The 15,660-nt window shown below is 71.3% G+C and carries 16 protein-coding genes; 6 read left to right on the forward strand and 10 right to left on the reverse strand.

Annotated elements, in window-relative coordinates; all coding sequences use genetic code 11:
• Nucleotides 1–276 precede the first annotated feature (276 nt).
• Complete coding sequence (locus FB157_RS38505; protein ID WP_145885380.1) at nt 277–987, forward strand: LuxR C-terminal-related transcriptional regulator; 711 nt, start codon at nt 277–279, stop codon at nt 985–987.
• 164 nt (nt 988–1,151) lie between these two features.
• Here FB157_RS38505 and FB157_RS38510 read toward each other — a convergent pair whose 3' ends face one another.
• From FB157_RS38510 to FB157_RS38535, 6 genes are all read right to left on the reverse strand, one after another.
• Complete coding sequence (locus FB157_RS38510; protein ID WP_222441005.1) at nt 1,152–1,709, reverse strand: 4'-phosphopantetheinyl transferase; 558 nt, start codon at nt 1,707–1,709, stop codon at nt 1,152–1,154.
• A 424-nt stretch (nt 1,710–2,133) separates the two neighbouring features.
• Nucleotides 2,134–2,916 (reverse strand): aminotransferase class IV, encoded by a 783-nt coding sequence (locus FB157_RS38515; RefSeq protein ID WP_145885381.1) that lies wholly within the window; start codon nt 2,914–2,916, stop codon nt 2,134–2,136.
• Nucleotides 2,917–2,979: 63 nt separating this feature from the next.
• Nucleotides 2,980–3,825 (reverse strand): SCO6745 family protein, encoded by an 846-nt coding sequence (locus FB157_RS38520; protein ID WP_145885382.1) that lies wholly within the window; start codon nt 3,823–3,825, stop codon nt 2,980–2,982.
• Nucleotides 3,826–3,829: 4 nt separating this feature from the next.
• Nucleotides 3,830–4,711: an alpha/beta fold hydrolase gene (locus tag FB157_RS38525; protein ID WP_261386808.1), complete on the reverse strand. Its 882-nt coding sequence runs from the start codon at nt 4,709–4,711 to the stop codon at nt 3,830–3,832.
• A 137-nt stretch (nt 4,712–4,848) separates the two neighbouring features.
• Complete coding sequence (locus FB157_RS38530; protein WP_145885383.1) at nt 4,849–6,465, reverse strand: cation acetate symporter; 1,617 nt, start codon at nt 6,463–6,465, stop codon at nt 4,849–4,851.
• The gene (locus FB157_RS38535) at nt 6,462–6,995 is read right to left on the reverse strand and encodes a DUF485 domain-containing protein (protein ID WP_145885384.1); all 534 of its coding nucleotides are present in this window, start codon (nt 6,993–6,995) and stop codon (nt 6,462–6,464) included. The genes FB157_RS38530 and FB157_RS38535 overlap by 4 nt, the downstream gene beginning before the upstream one ends.
• Before the next feature lie 246 nt (nt 6,996–7,241).
• Here FB157_RS38535 and FB157_RS38540 point away from each other — a divergent pair, with 246 nt between their 5' ends.
• Nucleotides 7,242–8,249, forward strand: a complete 1,008-nt coding sequence (locus tag FB157_RS38540) for an NADP-dependent oxidoreductase (protein ID WP_186581881.1) — start codon at nt 7,242–7,244, stop codon at nt 8,247–8,249.
• A complete protein-coding gene (locus tag FB157_RS38545; RefSeq protein ID WP_145885385.1) occupies nt 8,246–9,049 on the forward strand; it encodes an SDR family oxidoreductase in 804 nt (267 codons plus the stop codon). Before FB157_RS38540 ends, FB157_RS38545 begins: the two co-directional genes overlap by 4 nt.
• A gap of 98 nt (nt 9,050–9,147) precedes the next feature.
• On the opposite strand, the gene FB157_RS38550 is transcribed toward FB157_RS38545, so the two are convergent.
• Nucleotides 9,148–9,585, reverse strand: a complete 438-nt coding sequence (locus FB157_RS38550; RefSeq protein ID WP_145885386.1) for a MarR family winged helix-turn-helix transcriptional regulator — start codon at nt 9,583–9,585, stop codon at nt 9,148–9,150.
• Nucleotides 9,586–9,716: 131 nt separating this feature from the next.
• Between FB157_RS38550 and FB157_RS38555 the strand changes: the two genes are divergently transcribed.
• From FB157_RS38555 to FB157_RS38565, 3 genes are all read left to right on the forward strand, one after another.
• On the forward strand, nt 9,717–11,225 hold the full coding sequence (locus tag FB157_RS38555) for an MFS transporter (RefSeq protein WP_261386809.1): 1,509 nt from the start codon (nt 9,717–9,719) through the stop codon (nt 11,223–11,225).
• A gap of 27 nt (nt 11,226–11,252) precedes the next feature.
• Nucleotides 11,253–12,050, forward strand: a complete 798-nt coding sequence (locus FB157_RS38560; protein ID WP_145885387.1) for a maleylpyruvate isomerase family mycothiol-dependent enzyme — start codon at nt 11,253–11,255, stop codon at nt 12,048–12,050.
• 104 nt (nt 12,051–12,154) lie between these two features.
• Nucleotides 12,155–13,024: a helix-turn-helix domain-containing protein gene (locus FB157_RS38565; protein WP_145885388.1), complete on the forward strand. Its 870-nt coding sequence runs from the start codon at nt 12,155–12,157 to the stop codon at nt 13,022–13,024.
• Nucleotides 13,025–13,056: 32 nt separating this feature from the next.
• Here the strand turns inward: FB157_RS38565 and FB157_RS38570 are convergent, their stop codons facing one another.
• The 3 genes from FB157_RS38570 to FB157_RS38580 are packed head-to-tail and all read right to left on the reverse strand — an operon-like array spanning nt 13,057 to nt 15,652.
• The gene (locus tag FB157_RS38570) at nt 13,057–14,247 is read right to left on the reverse strand and encodes an acetyl-CoA C-acyltransferase (RefSeq protein ID WP_145885389.1); all 1,191 of its coding nucleotides are present in this window, start codon (nt 14,245–14,247) and stop codon (nt 13,057–13,059) included.
• Nucleotides 14,244–14,897: a CoA transferase subunit B gene (locus tag FB157_RS38575; protein WP_145885390.1), complete on the reverse strand. Its 654-nt coding sequence runs from the start codon at nt 14,895–14,897 to the stop codon at nt 14,244–14,246. Before FB157_RS38575 ends, FB157_RS38570 begins: the two co-directional genes overlap by 4 nt.
• Entirely contained in the window at nt 14,894–15,652 is a 759-nt protein-coding gene (locus FB157_RS38580; protein ID WP_145885391.1) for a CoA transferase subunit A, read from the reverse strand. Before FB157_RS38580 ends, FB157_RS38575 begins: the two co-directional genes overlap by 4 nt.
• Nucleotides 15,653–15,660 lie beyond the last annotated feature (8 nt).

Here is a 15,660-nt window from a genome sequence, read left to right on the forward strand (position 1 = left end):
TCGGTCCGGCCCGCGCGCGCCCCAGCAAGCGCCCAGTAGGTACTGACCTGGGGTGTAACGGAGACCGAACCGCACCGAACCACCGAAGTCCCAGGGGTGGACCGCACCGTACGGAAGTGCGGCCACGAACTTGCCGGTGCCGGTGCCGGACGGCGTTGACCAGCCTGATCCGACGTATTTAGGGTTGAATTCAGAATCCCGATGAGCGCCACTCGCCATGGGCGCACGGATCGCATCACGCCGCTCGGCGACGCATTTCCAGCCACCCCCCACGCCATGAAGGGAAGTAATTCCTTGGCAACCTCCGCTCCCATTCCGGCGGACCTCGCTCACTCCGGCACCCCCGATCTCCAGGCGGAGCCCGCCGGACCGGCACAGACACACCCCCTGTTCCACCAGCCGGGCCTCACGACGGCCTGCCTCGACCGGAACCTCGCCCTCCAGCAGGCGAACCATGAGTTCTTCCACCGGTTCGGCGGCTCGGCCCCGCAACTCGTGGGCCAGTCCTTCGTCGACCTCGTGCACCCCAGCGTCCAGGAGCCCTTGCTGAGGCAGTTCGCCGGGCTCACCGACGGCCGGCGTGACCGGTTCGCCACGGAGGTCATCGCGGTGGGTCCGGACGGCGCGCCGTTCCGGGTCTTCCTGACGGCGTTCGCCGTGCGCGGCGGAACGCCGGACATCTCGGCCATCTGGCTGATGATGACCGGGTTCGGCGACACCGCGGAGCCGACGATGGCCACTCCCCGCAAGAAGATCCTCAGCGAGGTCGACGCCCGCATCCTCGAAGGCATAGCCGCCGGAGTCTCCACCGTTCCCCTGGCGGCGCGCCTGTACCTGAGCCGACAGGGCGTCGAGTACCACGTGACCTGTCTCTTCCGGAAGCTCCGCGTCCCCAACCGGGCCGCGCTCGTCTCCCGTGCCTACTCGATGGGCGTGCTCAAGGTGGGAACCTGGCCGCCCAAGGTGGCGCAGGACTTCGTCAAGTGAAGCCGGTGGACGCGGGCGAGCCCGGCTGACGGCCCGTTCGCACACCGAGCCCGTCTCGGCCGGCCGTTCGCCGTCGTCGGTGCGGCGACGGTCGGCCCGCCCGGCCACCGGGGCCGTGGGGTCACGCGGCAGCCGGCGCAGGGCCGACGGGCGCCCGGAGCGGATCAAGGGTCGCAGGGGGTTGCGAGAGCCGCCGGTACGAGCCCCTCGCCGACCAGCCATCTGCCGGAGAGCCGGCTGATCGGGCGCCCCTGGCACCACAGGCGTGTGGACACCAGGATCCGGGCGGAGAACGTACCCGCGACCGGGTCCACGGAGATCCTCGCGTCCTCGAATCCCAGCCGCCGGGCCGTGGCCGGATACCAGGACCTGTGGACGGTCTCCTTGATGCAGAACAGGAGACGGTCCCGGTGAACGCCCGGCGAGCCCGCCCGCAGATCGCGGACCCAGGACCGCTCGCCGGGAAGGGCGATGGTCTCCAGAATCCCTGGGGGCAGCGCGGCATGGGGCTCCGCGTCGACGCCGAGGAGGCGAAACCGCGTGGCGTGTGCAACGACCGCGGCCCGGTATCCCGCACAGTGGGTGATGCTTCCCACGACGCCGTCCGGCCACTGCGGCGCACCGTGCGGGCCACGCAGCACAGGGCCGGGCGGGACGCCGAGTTCCGACAGCGCGTGCCGTGCGCACCAGCGGGCCGTGGCGAACTCTCTGCGGCGGCTCACCACGGCATGCCGGACCGCGAGAGCCTCGCGTGGGTGCAAGACAAGCCCCCGGTCGGTCCCCGGCGGCCTCGGCGCTCATCACGCGCGCGGGAAGAATGCGCTCGATCACCCGTCGATGCGCGCCCAGGCGCGGATCAGTGCAGGCGCCCAGGCCGACCGGTCGGGACGCGCGCCCGCGGGACGCTCCGGACCGGTGCCTCCGTCATGCCGGTATCCGTCCGTCCCGGGAACCGGCCCGGGGCGCAATGCGGTGCCGAGCGAATGGAGCTCGCTCACCCAGGAGAGCAGACCACGAACGCCGAGGTCCCCTGCCGGAGTCATGATCCCGATGCCCCTTCCGTGACCGGAGGGCCCTGACGACGTCAGGGCCGTGCTGGTCCTCCCGACCCTAGGGACGTCCGGTTAGTGAAAGTCGTAGGGACCGTCACAGATGTTCCGTCGGGAGAGCGGCGTAGGCTTCCCGGAGAGTTGCCAGCACGGCGTCGTCGTCCGGGAACCTCGTGTCGTCGACGCCGTGGATCGCACGCACTCCGACGGCGGCGCTCGTGGCGAAGGCGGCCCGCATGGAGCGCAGTTCAGCGATCCGTACGGTGCGTGTGGTGCTCCCCGCATGGGCCGTTCGAAGCAGGCGCATGGTGACGCCCGGCAGGATCTCGGCGTCCGGCCAGACGACCTGTCCGGCCTCGTCCACGAAGCCGATGTTCCAGGTGCAGCCTTCCGAGATGCGGCCGTCGGAGTCGGTGAACAGGACGTCGTCGAACCCGGCGAGCTGTGCCGCACGCCGCATCCTGAGCTGGCCGAAGAGCGCGACGTGCTTCACGGCGGCCGCGTCACGGTGGAAGGCGAGGGACCGGACCCTGAGCGGAGGCGGGGAGAGCGCACCGGCCGGGCGTGTGGTCACGAGAATGTGGGGGTCGGCCTTCTCGGCCGGGCGCGCCAGGTCCAGGGCCGGGTCGAAGACGGTGACGCGCACGATCAACGGGCCGGCCCGGCGGCCGACCTCCTGCCGCACACAGGACAGGACCCGCTCAGGATCGAGACGTGCCCCGAAGACCGCGGCGCAGTCCTGCACGAGCCGGGCGAGGTGCAGCGAGAGTCCGCGGACTCCTCCGTCGTCCAGCCGCATGGTGGTGAAGTGCCCGTAGTTCGTCAGGGCGAGCGTCGTCATCTGCTCGACGGACACGGGCAGTCCGTTGACAGTAGCCATGAGGCCAGTGTGGCCGCTGCCCGGGTCCGGTACGGCGCACGTGATCGGCCTCTAGGGATTCGCTCACAACGCCGGCCGCGTCGAAGCGACCGGCATGGTGAGGAGGCCCGCGTCGACGACGGCGCGGCCGAAGGGGCTCGCGAGTTCGGCGAGACGTGCACAGCCGGCCTCACCCAGGGCGGCGTAGGCGGGAAGGGCCAGGCGGTCGGTGCGGTCCTCGACGTGCCGGCGCAGGAGTGCGCCTTCCGGGCTCAGGGCGTCGCCGTCGAGGAGGCCCCGCTCGCGCAGGTGGTCCCGGGTGCCGGCCCACTCCTCCTCGGGCCAGGCGCGGCTCGCCTTGAGGAGGCCGACGGGCACCTCACCGGTGGCTGCGTGCAGGATCAGGGCCTCCAAGCCCCCGATGCCCTCGGTGAGCAGGCACGCGACATGGCCGTCGCCACGGAATTCCCGGAGCAGCGTCTGGGCGTGCCACAGCTGCAGTACCGGCTCCTCGGGCCAGGGCAGTGCGGCATGCGCGGCGAACAGCGGGCGGCCCTGCATGTGTTCGCGGGCTGCCTCGGCGGCCCGGCGGGTCAGCGCCACGACCTCGTGCAGGTCGGGCAGTTCGTGGACTCCCGCCCGTCGCAATGCTTCACCCGCGGCGGCGTACCGCGCGTCCAGCACCTGCTGCGGTGTCGTCCTGTCCCAGGCCCCGTCGACCGCCTGCCGCACGAAAGCGGGGTTGAAGTTGTAGAAGGTCGCGATGACCAGCTCGGCGGATGCCCGGCCGAAGGCGGCGCTGCGGGAGGCGAAGTACCCGGCGCGTCGGCTCAGTCCCAGGTCCGCGTACCGTCGCCCGGCCTCGGGGACGAAATAGATCATGCCGTGCACGGGTTCGAGGCGGCGCCAGGCCGCACGTGCCGTCTTCATGCGGTCACCTCTCCGGGGAGTCGGCGAGCGGGGTACTCGCTGCGGTTCCGAACTCACCGTGCGTTCGCAGGTGTTCGAGCAGCAGTCGGTTCAGCGTCCCGGGTGCCTCCTCGGGGACCCAGTGGCTGACGTCCCGGAGGATCTCGAACCGGTACGGCCCGTTGACCCACTGCCCGGTCTCGTGCGCGGCCGCCCGGCCGAACGCGCGGTCCCCGGTGCTCCAGACGTACAGGGTGGGGACGTCGACGGCGCCGATGCTGCCGTCGGGACGGCCGGCCCGGTACCAGTTCAGCGCCGCGGTGAGAGCGCCCGGCCGGGACAGGTGCCGTACGTAGGCCTCGGCGCTGTCCTGCGGGACCTTTCCGGCGTAGACCTCACGAAGCTGCCTGGCATCGTGGGCGAGCATGCGCTCCTCGGTCGCGGGTGTCTCGCGCCAGTCGATCATGTAGTGCGAGCGTTCGCGCTGATCCTGGTCGGTGCGCAGAGCGGTGGCGAGAGCGGCGGGGTGCGGGGTCGAGACCACGGTCAGGGTGCGTACGCGGCCGGGGTGGGAGTGAGCGGTCCACCAGGCCACCGCGCCTCCCCAGTCGTGGCCGACCAGGTCGAACGTCGGCCAGCCCAGTTCTTCGGTGATCGCGGCCACGTCGTCGACGAGACGGCCGATGCGATAGTCCTCGGGCCGCAGGGGGCGGACGCCGGGGGAGTAGCCCCGCTGGTCGGGCGCCACCACCCGGTAGCCGTGCGCGGCCAGCGCCGCGATCTGCCGTTGCCACGCCAGCCCCGTCTGCGGGAAGCCGTGCAACAGCAGCACCGGGCGGCCCTCGGGCGGACCCGCCACGATCGCGTCGAACACGCCCGCATCCGTGGAGATGCTCAGCTCAGTCACGGCCCACCTCTTCGTACCGACTGGTCGGTAGCCTCCAGGCGAAGTGACGGGCTGTCAAGACGGTGCGCGCGAGACGCGCCGGGCGGGCTGCAGCGCCGGCACCGAGACCGTTCGTGCAGCCCGCCCCCGCGGGGTGGTCATTCGGCTGCGGCGAGCAGCCGGGCCTCACTCTCCTCGTACAGCCGCTGGTTCTCGCCGCTGACGGCGGGGCGGCGCCGGTGGTCCCAGCGGCTGCCCAGCCACCCCGCCAGGTAGCCGAACGGCACGGAGACCAGTCCGGTGGACTGCATGGGGAACAGGTCGAAGTGGGCGTCGGGGAAGACGGCGGCCGGAGTTCCCGAAACGGCCTTGGAGAGTGCCATGAGCAGCACCGCGCAGGACGCGCCGCCGTAGAGGGTGGCGAGCAGGCCGGTGCGGGTGAATCCGCGCCAGAACAGGGAGTAGGTGAGCGCGGGAGCCACCGCCGATGCCCCGATGCAGATGGCCAGGGTGGTCAGCACCCCGACGTTCCAGTTCTGGACGAGGGTGGCGAGCGCGATGGCAAGGGTCCCCACGGCCACGCTCGTCCACGCCGCCACCGTCATCTCCGTACGCGGCTCGGCCTGTCCCCGTCGCGCCGCGTGGGCGAAGAGGTCGTGGGCGAGCGACGAGGCCGCGGCCAGGGTCATCCCCGCGACCGACGACAGCAGGGTGATGAACACCATGCCCGCCACGGCCGAGTAGAGAATCGTCGAGCCCGCGGAGTCCGCGGCCCCGCCGAGCATCTGCGACAGCATGAGCACCGACGTCCTGCCCTGCGGGTCGGCCGCGGTGATGTACCGCGATCCCACCAGCGCTGCCGCACCCGTACCCATGATGATCACGAGCAGGCAGAAGGTGGTGACCGTGCTGACCGCCCACGACATGGAGCGACGTACGGCCGGCACGTCCTGCGCGGAGTACAGGCGCATCGTGATGTGGGGCAGGCAGGCCACACCGAGGACCACGGTGATCTGGAGACCGACGAAGTCCAGCCGGTCCAGCGGCGAGGTGCCGAGCTGAAGGCCCTGCTGGAGGAAGGCCGGGCCCGCGCCGCTGCCGTGCTGGGCCGCCCTGAGGACGTCTCCGGGGCTCCAGTCGAAGCGGTGCAGCACCAGGGCGGCGACGACGACGCTGGTGCCGAGCAGGAGCACGATCTTGATCATCTGGATGAGCGCGGTGCCCCTCATGCCGCCGAGCGCCGCGTAGAGGATCATCAGGCTGCCGACGATGACGATGCACACCGTTCTGGCGCCCGCCACGTGCGGGATGTTCAGGATGAAGGTGAGCAGCGACCCGGCCCCGGACAGCTGGACGACCAGGAAGGGCAGGGTCGCCGAAAGTGTCACCACGCACGCGGCGATCCGCACGGCCCGCCCGGGCATGTTGCGTGCCAGGACGTCGCCCATGGTGAACCTGCCGGCGTTGCGGAGGGGTTCGGCCAGCAGGAACATCAGCAGGACCAGGGACAGGGCCGTGCTGACCGCGAGGACGTACCCGTCGTATCCGGCGAGCGCGATGATGCCCGTGGTGCTCAGCACCGTTGCCGCGGAGATGTAGTCGCCCGCGATCGCCAGGCCGTTCTTGAACGGGGTGAGCGAGCGGTAGCCGGTGTAGAAGTTCGTCAGGTCGTCGCGGTCCGGTCCCGCCATCACGCACATCAGCAGCGTGACGGTGACCAACGTGGTGAACAGGATCAGGACCGTGGCCTGCGTCCCGCTGCTGAAGTCGTTCATCTCGCCGTCCCCGTGTTCCGGCCGGTCGCGACCGCCCGCTCTCTGACGGCGCGGGCCAGGGGATCGACCGAGCGTCGTGCGCTGCGGCCGTACCAGGAGACCGCCGCGAAGGTGACGACGAGCTGGAGGACCCCCAGGGCCATCCCCAGGCTCAGCTCTCCGGCGATCTTGGCCCCCATCAGGCCGGGGGCGTAACAGGACAGCACGACGTACACCACGAAGGAGCCCAGCGCCGTGAGCGTGGAGATCCGGCGGAGCAGGCGGTAGGCCGAGCGCAGGGCCGCGAGGTCGGCACCGCGCCCATGGGTCTCGTGCGCGTGAGGCTCGCCCCAAGAGGCTTGTCCGTACGGCGCGCCCCAAGAGGCTTGTCCGTACGGTGCGTCCCAGGCGGGTTGCCCGTACGGCGCGTCCCAGGCGGGCTGCCCGTGCGACTCGTACCGAGGGGCGTCGGGTCCGTACCCCTGGGGCACGGTGCGGGGCGGCCACCCCGTTTCTGTCGGCGGGTACCGGTTCTCTTCGGCGAACGTCATCGCATGGCCTTCCGCTACGGCTCGGATCCGTGGAGGTGGACGGGGAGGGGGTGGCTTTGGCGGCGCACGATACCGACTGGTTGGGATGCCCATAAGGTCACCGCGGGTCACGTTTCGGGGTCGGGCGTACGGCGACCCGCCCGGCTCGTCTTCCCGCCTCGCGACCGGTGCGTGTCGAACGTCACACGCCCGGACATACCTACTGGTCGGTACCCTGCGGCGAAGCCGTGAACGACAGGAGGCGCGATGTCTGCGACCAACCGCCAGATCCGTCTGGCAGCCCGCCCCGTGGGTGAGGTCAAATCCGATGACTGGGAGCACTGTTCGGGACTCGTCGAGGAGCCCGGTCCGGGCCGGTTCGCGGGCCGGACGCGCGTCATCTCCCTGGACCCGGCGATGCGGGGCTGGCTGGACGACCGTCCCTCCTACCTGCCGCCGGTGGGTATCGGCGAGGTGATGCGAGCCGGGTCGGTCATCGAGGTCACCGCGTCCAATCACCCCGACTTCCAGCCGGGCGACCACGTGGTCGGCACGTTCGGCGTCCAGGAGTACGTGGTCTCCGACGGCCGGGGGGCCATGAAGATCGACACCTCGCTCGCCCCGCCCTCGACCTATCTCGGCGCGCTGGGCATGCCCGGCATGACCGCCTACTTCGGCCTGCTGGACGTCGGGGCGCTGAAGGACGGAGAGACCGTCGTGGTGTCGGGCGCGGCCGGTGCGGTCGGCACCATCGCCGGTCAGATCGCGAAGGCCAAGGGCTGCCGGGTCGTGGGCATCGCCGGAGGGCCTCAGAAGTGCGCCATGCTCACCGACGAACTGGGATTCGACGCGGCGATCGACTACCGCGCCGAGGACGTCAGGAAGGCGCTGCGCCGGGAGGCCCCCGACGGCATCGACGTCTACTTCGACAATGTCGGAGGGGACATCCTCGACGCCGCCCTGACGCGGCTGGCGATGCACGCACGCGTCGTGGTCTGCGGTGCGATCAGCCAGTACAACAACGCCACACCGGTCAAGGGCCCCTCCAACTACCTCTCGTTGCTGGTGCGCCGCGCCCGCATGGAGGGCTTCGTCGTCTTCGACTACGCCAAGCGCTACGCGCAGGCCGCGCAGGACATCTCCGCCTGGATCGGAGCCGGCCGCATCAAGGTCAAGGAACACGTGGTGACCGGAAGCGTGGACGACTTCCCCGAGACGCTGGGGATGCTCTTCCGCGGGGAGAACGTCGGCAAGCTCGTCCTGGAGCTGGCATGACCGCCGTCGAGAGCGACGCCGTCGCACGGCCGGGACGGACGGACGGCGCCGCGCTTCAGGGCAAGGTGGCCGTGGTCACCGGCGGGGCCAGTGGACTGGGCCGGGCCACGGCACTGGCGCTGGCCGAGGCGGGGGCGCGTGTGGTCGTCGCGGACCTCGACGCAGAAGGCGGCCGCGAGGTGGCCGAGGCGATCGGCGGCCGTTTCCACGCCTGTGACGTCTCCGACCCCGACGCCAACCGTGCGCTGGTGGCCTTCGCCCAGGAGCAGTACGGCGGAATCGACATCGCGTTGCTCAACGCCGGGGTGGCGACCGGATGCGGCCTCGGCGACGACTTCGACCTGGCGCGCTACCGTCGCGCGATGGGGGCCAACCTCGACGGCGTCGTCTTCGGCACCCATGCGGTGCTGCCGGCGCTGCGGGCCCGTGGTGGAGGGGCGATCGTGGCGACGGCGTCCCTGGCGGGCCTGGCGGCCGTCCCGCTCGATCCCCTGTACGCGGCCAACAAGCACGCGGTCGTAGGACTTGCCCGCTCGCTGGGGCCGGCTCTGGCACCACAGAACGTGCGCTTCAACGCCGTCTGCCCCGGCTTCGCCGAGTCGCGGATCATCGATCCGCTGCGCGACATGCTCTCCGAGCAGGGGCTCCCGGTCATCCCGGCTCAGGTCGTGGCGGACACGGTGCTGCGGATCGTCACCGGGGACGGCACCGGGGAGTGCTGGTTCATCCAGCCCGGACGCGACCCGGAGCCGTTCCGTTTCCGTAAGGTCCCCGGTCCGGGCAAGCCGGACGGTATCTGAGGGGTGGAAAGCCGTACGTCCGGACGCGCGGTGCGGATCGGGCGTACGGCCCGCCCCCGGCGGTACTCGGCGGCTCACCGTCCGCGGTGAGCCGCCGGTCAGGCGGCCGCGGCCTGCCCGGTGAAGGCGCGCTCCAGCAGCGCGTACAGGGTGTCCTGCTCCTGCTCGCTGAGTCTGTCCAGGCCGGCCAGCGTGTTGTGCATCTTCCCGCGGATCACGTCGATCACCTGCTCGCCCTCCGCGGTGAGGAGGACGTTCTTGACGCGCCGATCGGAGGGGCTGGGCTCGCGGCGCACCAGGCCGCGCTTCTCCAGCCGGTCGATGATCCCGGTCATGTTGGAGGCGTCGCAGGTCAGCGTGGTGGCGAGCATGCTCATCGAGGCGGCCCCACGGCGCAGCACGTTGAGCGTCTTGCCCTGGCTGGCCGTGAGGTTCTCGCTCGCGGCGGCGACCGTGAAATCGCCGTAGTAGGCGGCCAGCGACACGGAGAGCAGCTCCATGAGCCGGGCGGGGGTGACGCGGGGGAGTGCCGTCATGCTGCGCACCTTACCCCCGGAAACTTGACGATCTCAAATATTGACGGCTACGGTCTCGCCCATTACTTGAAGTTCTCAAGCTTCGATGTTCTCAACTAGTTCGTCGAAGTCTCGACAAGGGAAGAGATTCCGTGTCTCACGAACAGCACACGGCGGCAGGACGCCGCTCGGCGGACACTGCGGTCGTCCTGGTGCTCGGTCTTTCCGCGATGGTCGTCTCGATGATGCAGACCCTGGTCGTGCCGATTCTGGGCATCATCCAGGGCGACCTGCACGCCACCACGGCGAACGTCAGCTGGGTGACCACCGCCACGCTCCTGTCCGCCGCGGTCTTCACCCCGCTGCTCGGCCGCTTCGGCGACCAGCACGGCAAGAAGCACACCCTCGTCGGCGTTCTGCTCGTGATGATCGCGGGCTCGGTGCTCGCCGCCACCACCACCTCGCTGACGTGGCTCATCGTCGGCCGGGTGATGCAGGGAGCGGCGACCGCGATCTTCCCGCTGGCGCTCTCCATCCTGCGTGAGGAGATCAAGCCGGAGAAGCTGCACGGTGCCATGGCCCTGGTCAGCGGCACGCTCGCGTTCGGCAGCGGACTCGCGCTGGTCGGTGCGGGGCTCCTCACCCGTGGCTCCGACCCCGACTACCACCGGGTCTTCTGGCTCGCGGTGGTGCTCGCGACGGTGGCGCTGGCCGGAGTGCTGTTCACGGTGCCCGCCTCCCGGGCGACGACCGGAGGCCGGACGGACTGGCTGGGCGCGCTCACCCTGGCGATGCTGCTGGTGCTGCTGCTTCTGCCCATCTCGCAGGGGCACGAGTGGGGATGGACGTCCGGCCGCACGCTCGGCTCCTTCGCCGCGGCGGTCGTCATGGCGGTGGTGTGGGTCGTCACCGAGAGCCGGGTCGGGGAGCCGATGGTGGACATGAAGATGTTCACCCACCGGCCCGTCCTCTTCACCAACCTGGCCGGGCTGTTGCTGGGGTTCGCGATGTTCGCCCAGTTCATCGGCGTCTCCTACCTCGTCCAGGTGCCGGAGAGGATCGCGGGCTACGGCTTCGGCGCTTCCGTGCTCGAGGCGTCCGTGGTGTACCTGCTTCCGACCACACTCGTTTCGCTCGCGGGCGCCCAGTTCGGCGGCGTACTGGTGCGCCGGCTCGGAGCGCGCTTCACCCTGGCCGCCGGGGCCTGCTTCGGAGTGCTCGGCTTCACGTGGCTGAGCGTCGCGCACGACACGACCGCTTCGGTGATCGGCGCGGGCATGGTCATCGGTCTCGCGATCAGCTTCGGCTACGCCGCCATGCCGGCGCTCATCGTGGCCAGCGTCCCCGCTCACCAGTCCGGCATCGCCAACGGCATCAACTCCATCTCCCGCTCGGTCGGCAGCGCCGTCGCCAGCGCGGTGATCACCTCGCTGCTGGCGTCGAAGACCATCCCGCTCCCGGCCGGAGCGCCCGCTCTGCCCCAGGAGAGCCAGTTCACGACGAGCTTCGTGATCGCCGGCGTGGCCTTCGGCCTGGTCGTCGCCGTGTCCCTCCTCGGCATCAAGCCGAGCCATGCGCCTCGTACGCCGGTGTCGAAGAAGGCCGCGGACTCCGGGGCGGCAGGGGTCGAAGAGGCGGAAGCCGACGCCGAGCTCGTGTGACCGTGCTTCACCGAAAGGCAAATCACCATGAAGACGTCTGACCACACCCCGCACGCGTCCGGTTTCACCCCGGTCGATCACCGTACGGCGGTCGCGGCGGAGACCGCCCGGTTCGTCGCGGCGGTCAGGGACGCCGACCTGGCCGCAGGGGTGCCGAGCTGCCCCGGCTGGACGCTGGCCGACCTGGTCAAGCACACCGGCAGCGTTCAGCGCTGGTTCTCTGTCCTGTTGCGGGCGCGCATCCAGGAACCCCCGCGCTCGCGTGACGTGGACCTTCGGCTCCCGGAGCAGGAGGACGGGTACGCCGACTGGCTGGCCGAGAGCGCGAGCGTGGCCGCGGACGCCTTCGCCGCCACCGACCCGAACCAGCCGATGTGGGCTTGGGGCGCCGACCAGCACGCCCGGTTCTGGGCGCGCCGGATGCTCTTCGAGACCCTGCTGCACCGAGCCGACGCCGAGCTCGCACTCGGCCTCCGGCCCGCGATCGAGCGCTCGGTCGCGGTCGACGGGATCGACGAGTTCCTCGTCAATCTGCCCTTCGCCGGCTTCTTCGCCCCCAAGGTGGCCGAGCTGCGCGCCCCCGACAGGACCGTCCGCTTCCGCGCGACCGACGGGGACGAGGGCTGGGTCGTCCGTCTGCGGCCCGACGGTTTCGGACTCGATGCGGCGCACCCGGCCACGGCCGCCGCCGACGCGACCGTCCGGGGAACCGCGGCCGACTTGCTCCTGCTCGTCTACGGCCGGCTGTCCTACGACGCGAAGGCCCTTGCCCACGAGGGTGACGAGCAGTTGCTGGCCCACTGGTTCGCCAACTCCGCCTTCTGAGGAGACGTGCTCTGCCGGTCTGCCGCTCGAACGGCAACGCCGGCCGCCGGTCCGCCGCTTGGTTTACCCTTCAATCACATGGGGTGTCGTGAGGAGGTCTGATCATGACGGAACTCGGCCTGGCGGACACGGTCGGCATGCTGCGGCAGGCCGGCGTGCAGACACGGCACACCAGCTCCGGGCTCGGATGGGACCAGCTGTACCTCTCCGCGCAGGAGGAGCAGCCCTACCGCGCGGCCTTCGATCCGGCCCCGACCCACCTGCTGATCCTGCACCTCAGCGGTCCCGTCACGGTACGGCGGGGGCAGGGGCCGGACGGACGGGCACGGACGATCCCGGCCGGCGGACTCTTTCTGCAGCCGGCCGGCCGAGCCCTCGCCGTAGAGCTCGGCGGTCGGCTGGAGACGATCCACACCTACCTCACGGACGACGCCCTGCGCGACGCGAACGGCGGGCGGCCCGTGGAGCTGTCCGAGGAGTTCGGGGCCAGTGATCCACTGGCCGAACAGCTCGTCCTCGCGCTGGAGGGCGCGGTCCGCTCCTGGGAGCCGTCGGCCCGCACGTACACCGATCACCTGACCGGGATGCTCGCCGCCCAGCTCGCGCGCCGCCACGGGGCCCGCGCGGCCGCGCCCCCGCCCGACCGGTCCGGGCTGTCCGACCGGCAGCTCGCCACCGTCCGCGAACTCATGGAGCAGCGCCTCGACGAACCGCTGCCGATCGCGGACCTCGCCGCCTCGGCCTCGCTGAGCCCGAGCCAGTTCACACGGAGGTTCCGGGCGAGTACCGGGCACTCGCCCCACCAGTTCCTCCTCAAGCTGCGGCTGGAAGCCGCGTGCCGGATGCTGCGCACCGGCTCAGCCCCGATCGTGGAGGTGGCTGCCACCTGCGGCTTCTCCCACCAGGAGCATCTCACCCGGGTGATGCGCGCCCGGCTGGGCACCACCCCGGCCGCGCTGCGCCGCTCCGGCTGAAGAGGTCCCGCACAGCCTGCCGCAGCCTCCCCTCAGCGCTCCAGCACCAGGGCCAGACCCTGGCCCACTCCGATGCACAGCGCCGCCAGTCCCGTGCCGGTGCCCGCGGCGGACAGCTGGTGCGCGACCGCTCCGGTGATGCGCGCGCCGGACGCGCCCAGCGGGTGGCCGATGGCGATGGCGCCGCCGCGCGGGTTGACCACCGCGGGGTCGAGTTCCGGCAGCGCGGCCAGGCAGGCCAGCGCCTGTGCCGCGTAGGCCTCGTTCAGCTCGATCGTGTGCAGATCACCGGGGGCGACGGCGGCCTTGGCCAGCACCTTGCGGATGGCGTCGACCGGGCCGAGTCCGAAGTACTGCGGGTCGATGCCCGTCACCGCCGCCGCCCGCACCCGGGCCAGGGGCTCGCGCCCGATCGCGGCGAGTCCGTCCTCGTCGGCGAGCAGCAGCGCGGCCGCCCCGTCGTTGAGCGGTGAGGCGTTGCCTGCCGTGATCGTGCCGTCCGCGGTGAAGGCCGGCCTCAGCCGGGCGAGGGCCTCCAGGGAGGTGTCGTCCCGGATCCCCTCGTCACGGCTCAGGTCCACCCCCTCGACGGGGACCACCTCTCCCGCGTACCGGCCCTCGCGCCAGGCACGGGCGGCGTTGCGGTGGCTGTCCAGGGCGAACGCGTCCTGTGCCGCGCGGGTGACGGCGTGCTTGGCACCCACCAGCTCCGCGCTCTCGCCGAGCGGGATGGTCCACTCCGCGGGCATCCGCGGGTTCACCATCCGCCAGCCGAGCGTCGTCGAGTGCAGCTGCTGGTCCTTCGCCGGGAACGCCCGCTCCGGCTTCGGCAGCACCCAGGGCGCACGGCTCATGGACTCCACACCGCCCGCCACCGCGATGGAGGCGTCGCCGAGCGCGATGGCGCGGGCCGCCTGGATCACCGCCTCCATACCGGATCCGCACAGCCGGTTGACCGTGGCGCCGGGCACGGTGACCGGGAGCCCGGCGAGCAGGACGGCCATGCGGGCCACGTCGCGGTTCTCCTCGCCCGCGCCGTTGGCGTTGCCGAGCAGCACGTCGTCGATGCGCGCGGGGTCCAGGCCGGGGCTGCGGTCGACCAGCGCGCGCAGCACGCCGGCGGCCAGGTCGTCCGGGCGTACTCCCGCCAACGCGCCGCCGTAGCGGCCGAAGGGGGTACGGACGGCGTCCACGACGTACACGTCACGCGGTTGCTCGATCATCGGTTGCTCCCAGCAGGCTTCTCACGAGGGCTCGTCAGGGGCGTGTGGGCAGCGACCTGACCGGCGGTCACGCCCGGCGCGGTTTCGACGAGTTCGAGCCCGTGGGGGGTCACGTCGAGGACGCACAGGTCGGTGATGATCCGGTCCACGCAGCCGCGGCCCGTCAGCGGCAGCGTGCACTCCCGGACGATCTTCGAGTCGCCGCCCTTCGTCAGGTGCTCCATGAGCACGACGACCCGGCCGGCGCCGTGGACGAGGTCCATCGCACCGCCCATCCCCTTGATCATCTTTCCGGGGACGGCCCAGTTGGCGAGGTCGCCGCGGACCGAGACCTGGAGCGCGCCCAGAACGGCGGTGTCGATGTGGCCGCCGCGGATCATGCCGAAGGACAGCGAGGAGTCGAAGAAGGACGCTCCCGGCCGTACGGTCACGGTCTCCTTGCCCGCGTTGATGAGGTCGGCGTCGACCTCGTCGGGCGACGGGTACGGCCCCACACCGAGCAGCCCGTTCTCCGAGTGCAGGACGACGTCCACGCCCGCCGGCAGGAAGTCGGCCACCAGGGTGGGCAGCCCGATGCCCAGGTTGACGTAGTCGCCGTCCCTCAGTTCGCTCGCGGCGCGCGCCGCCATCTCGTCCCTGCTCCAGCTCATCGCTCGCGCACCGTCCTCTTCTCGATTCCCTTGTCGGCCGCCTGCGCGGGGGTCAGCGCCACGACACGCTGCACGAACACGCCCGGCAGATGGATTTCGTCGGGGCCGAGAACGCCCGGCTCGACCAGCTCCTCCACCTCCGCGACGGTGACGCGCCCGGCCATGGCCGCCAGCGGATTGAAATTGCGCGCCGCGCGGCGGAAGACGAGGTTGCCGTGGCGGTCCCCGCGCGCCGCCCTGACCAGCGCGTAGTCCGTGGTGATGGCGTGCTCAAGGATGTGGTCCACGCCGCCGAAGGCCCGCACTTCCCTGGGCGGCGAGGCCACGGCGACCGAACCGTCCGTGGCGTAGCGCCAGGGCAGTCCGCCCTCGGCGACCTGAGTGCCGACGCCGGCCGTGGTGTAGAAGGCCGGGATCCCCGAGCCACCCGCCCGCAGCCGCTCGGCGAGCGTGCCCTGCGGTGTCAGTTCGACCTCAAGCTCGCCCGCGAGGTACTGACGGGCGAACTCCTTGTTCTCGCCGATGTACGAGCCGGTCACCCGGGCGATGCGGCCCGCGGCCAGCAGGATGCCGAGGCCGCGGCCGTCCACGCCGCAGTTGTTCGACACGACCGTCAGACCGCTCGCGCCGCTCTCGTACAGGGCACCGATGAGGACCTCGGGGACGCCGCTCAGCCCGAAGCCGCCGACGGCGAACGACCGTCCGTCCGTCACGTCCGCCAGGGCCTGCCCGGCCGTGGCCATCACCTTGTCCATCCTGCTTC

The organism is Streptomyces sp. BK340 (assembly GCF_007827595.1).
Classification (GTDB): Bacteria; Actinomycetota; Actinomycetes; order Streptomycetales; family Streptomycetaceae; genus Streptomyces.

Excerpts from the sequence above, each read along its gene's own strand:
- FB157_RS38535 (WP_145885384.1), bottom strand. The coding sequence starts at position 6,995 with ATGACGTTCGCCGAAGAGAACCGGTACCCGCCGACAGAAACGGGGTGG.
- FB157_RS38540 (WP_186581881.1), top strand. The coding sequence starts at position 7,242 with ATGTCTGCGACCAACCGCCAGATCCGTCTGGCAGCCCGCCCCGTGGGT.
- FB157_RS38575 (WP_145885390.1), bottom strand. The coding sequence starts at position 14,897 with ATGAGCTGGAGCAGGGACGAGATGGCGGCGCGCGCCGCGAGCGAACTG.
- FB157_RS38520 (WP_145885382.1), bottom strand. The coding sequence starts at position 3,825 with ATGAAGACGGCACGTGCGGCCTGGCGCCGCCTCGAACCCGTGCACGGC.
- FB157_RS38550 (WP_145885386.1), bottom strand. The coding sequence starts at position 9,585 with ATGACGGCACTCCCCCGCGTCACCCCCGCCCGGCTCATGGAGCTGCTC.
- FB157_RS38505 (WP_145885380.1), top strand. The coding sequence starts at position 277 with ATGAAGGGAAGTAATTCCTTGGCAACCTCCGCTCCCATTCCGGCGGAC.
- FB157_RS38565 (WP_145885388.1), top strand. The coding sequence starts at position 12,155 with ATGACGGAACTCGGCCTGGCGGACACGGTCGGCATGCTGCGGCAGGCC.
- FB157_RS38580 (WP_145885391.1), bottom strand. The coding sequence starts at position 15,652 with ATGGACAAGGTGATGGCCACGGCCGGGCAGGCCCTGGCGGACGTGACG.
- FB157_RS38545 (WP_145885385.1), top strand. The coding sequence starts at position 8,246 with ATGACCGCCGTCGAGAGCGACGCCGTCGCACGGCCGGGACGGACGGAC.
- FB157_RS38560 (WP_145885387.1), top strand. The coding sequence starts at position 11,253 with ATGAAGACGTCTGACCACACCCCGCACGCGTCCGGTTTCACCCCGGTC.
- FB157_RS38530 (WP_145885383.1), bottom strand. The coding sequence starts at position 6,465 with ATGAACGACTTCAGCAGCGGGACGCAGGCCACGGTCCTGATCCTGTTC.
- FB157_RS38570 (WP_145885389.1), bottom strand. The coding sequence starts at position 14,247 with ATGATCGAGCAACCGCGTGACGTGTACGTCGTGGACGCCGTCCGTACC.
- FB157_RS38515 (WP_145885381.1), bottom strand. The coding sequence starts at position 2,916 with ATGGCTACTGTCAACGGACTGCCCGTGTCCGTCGAGCAGATGACGACG.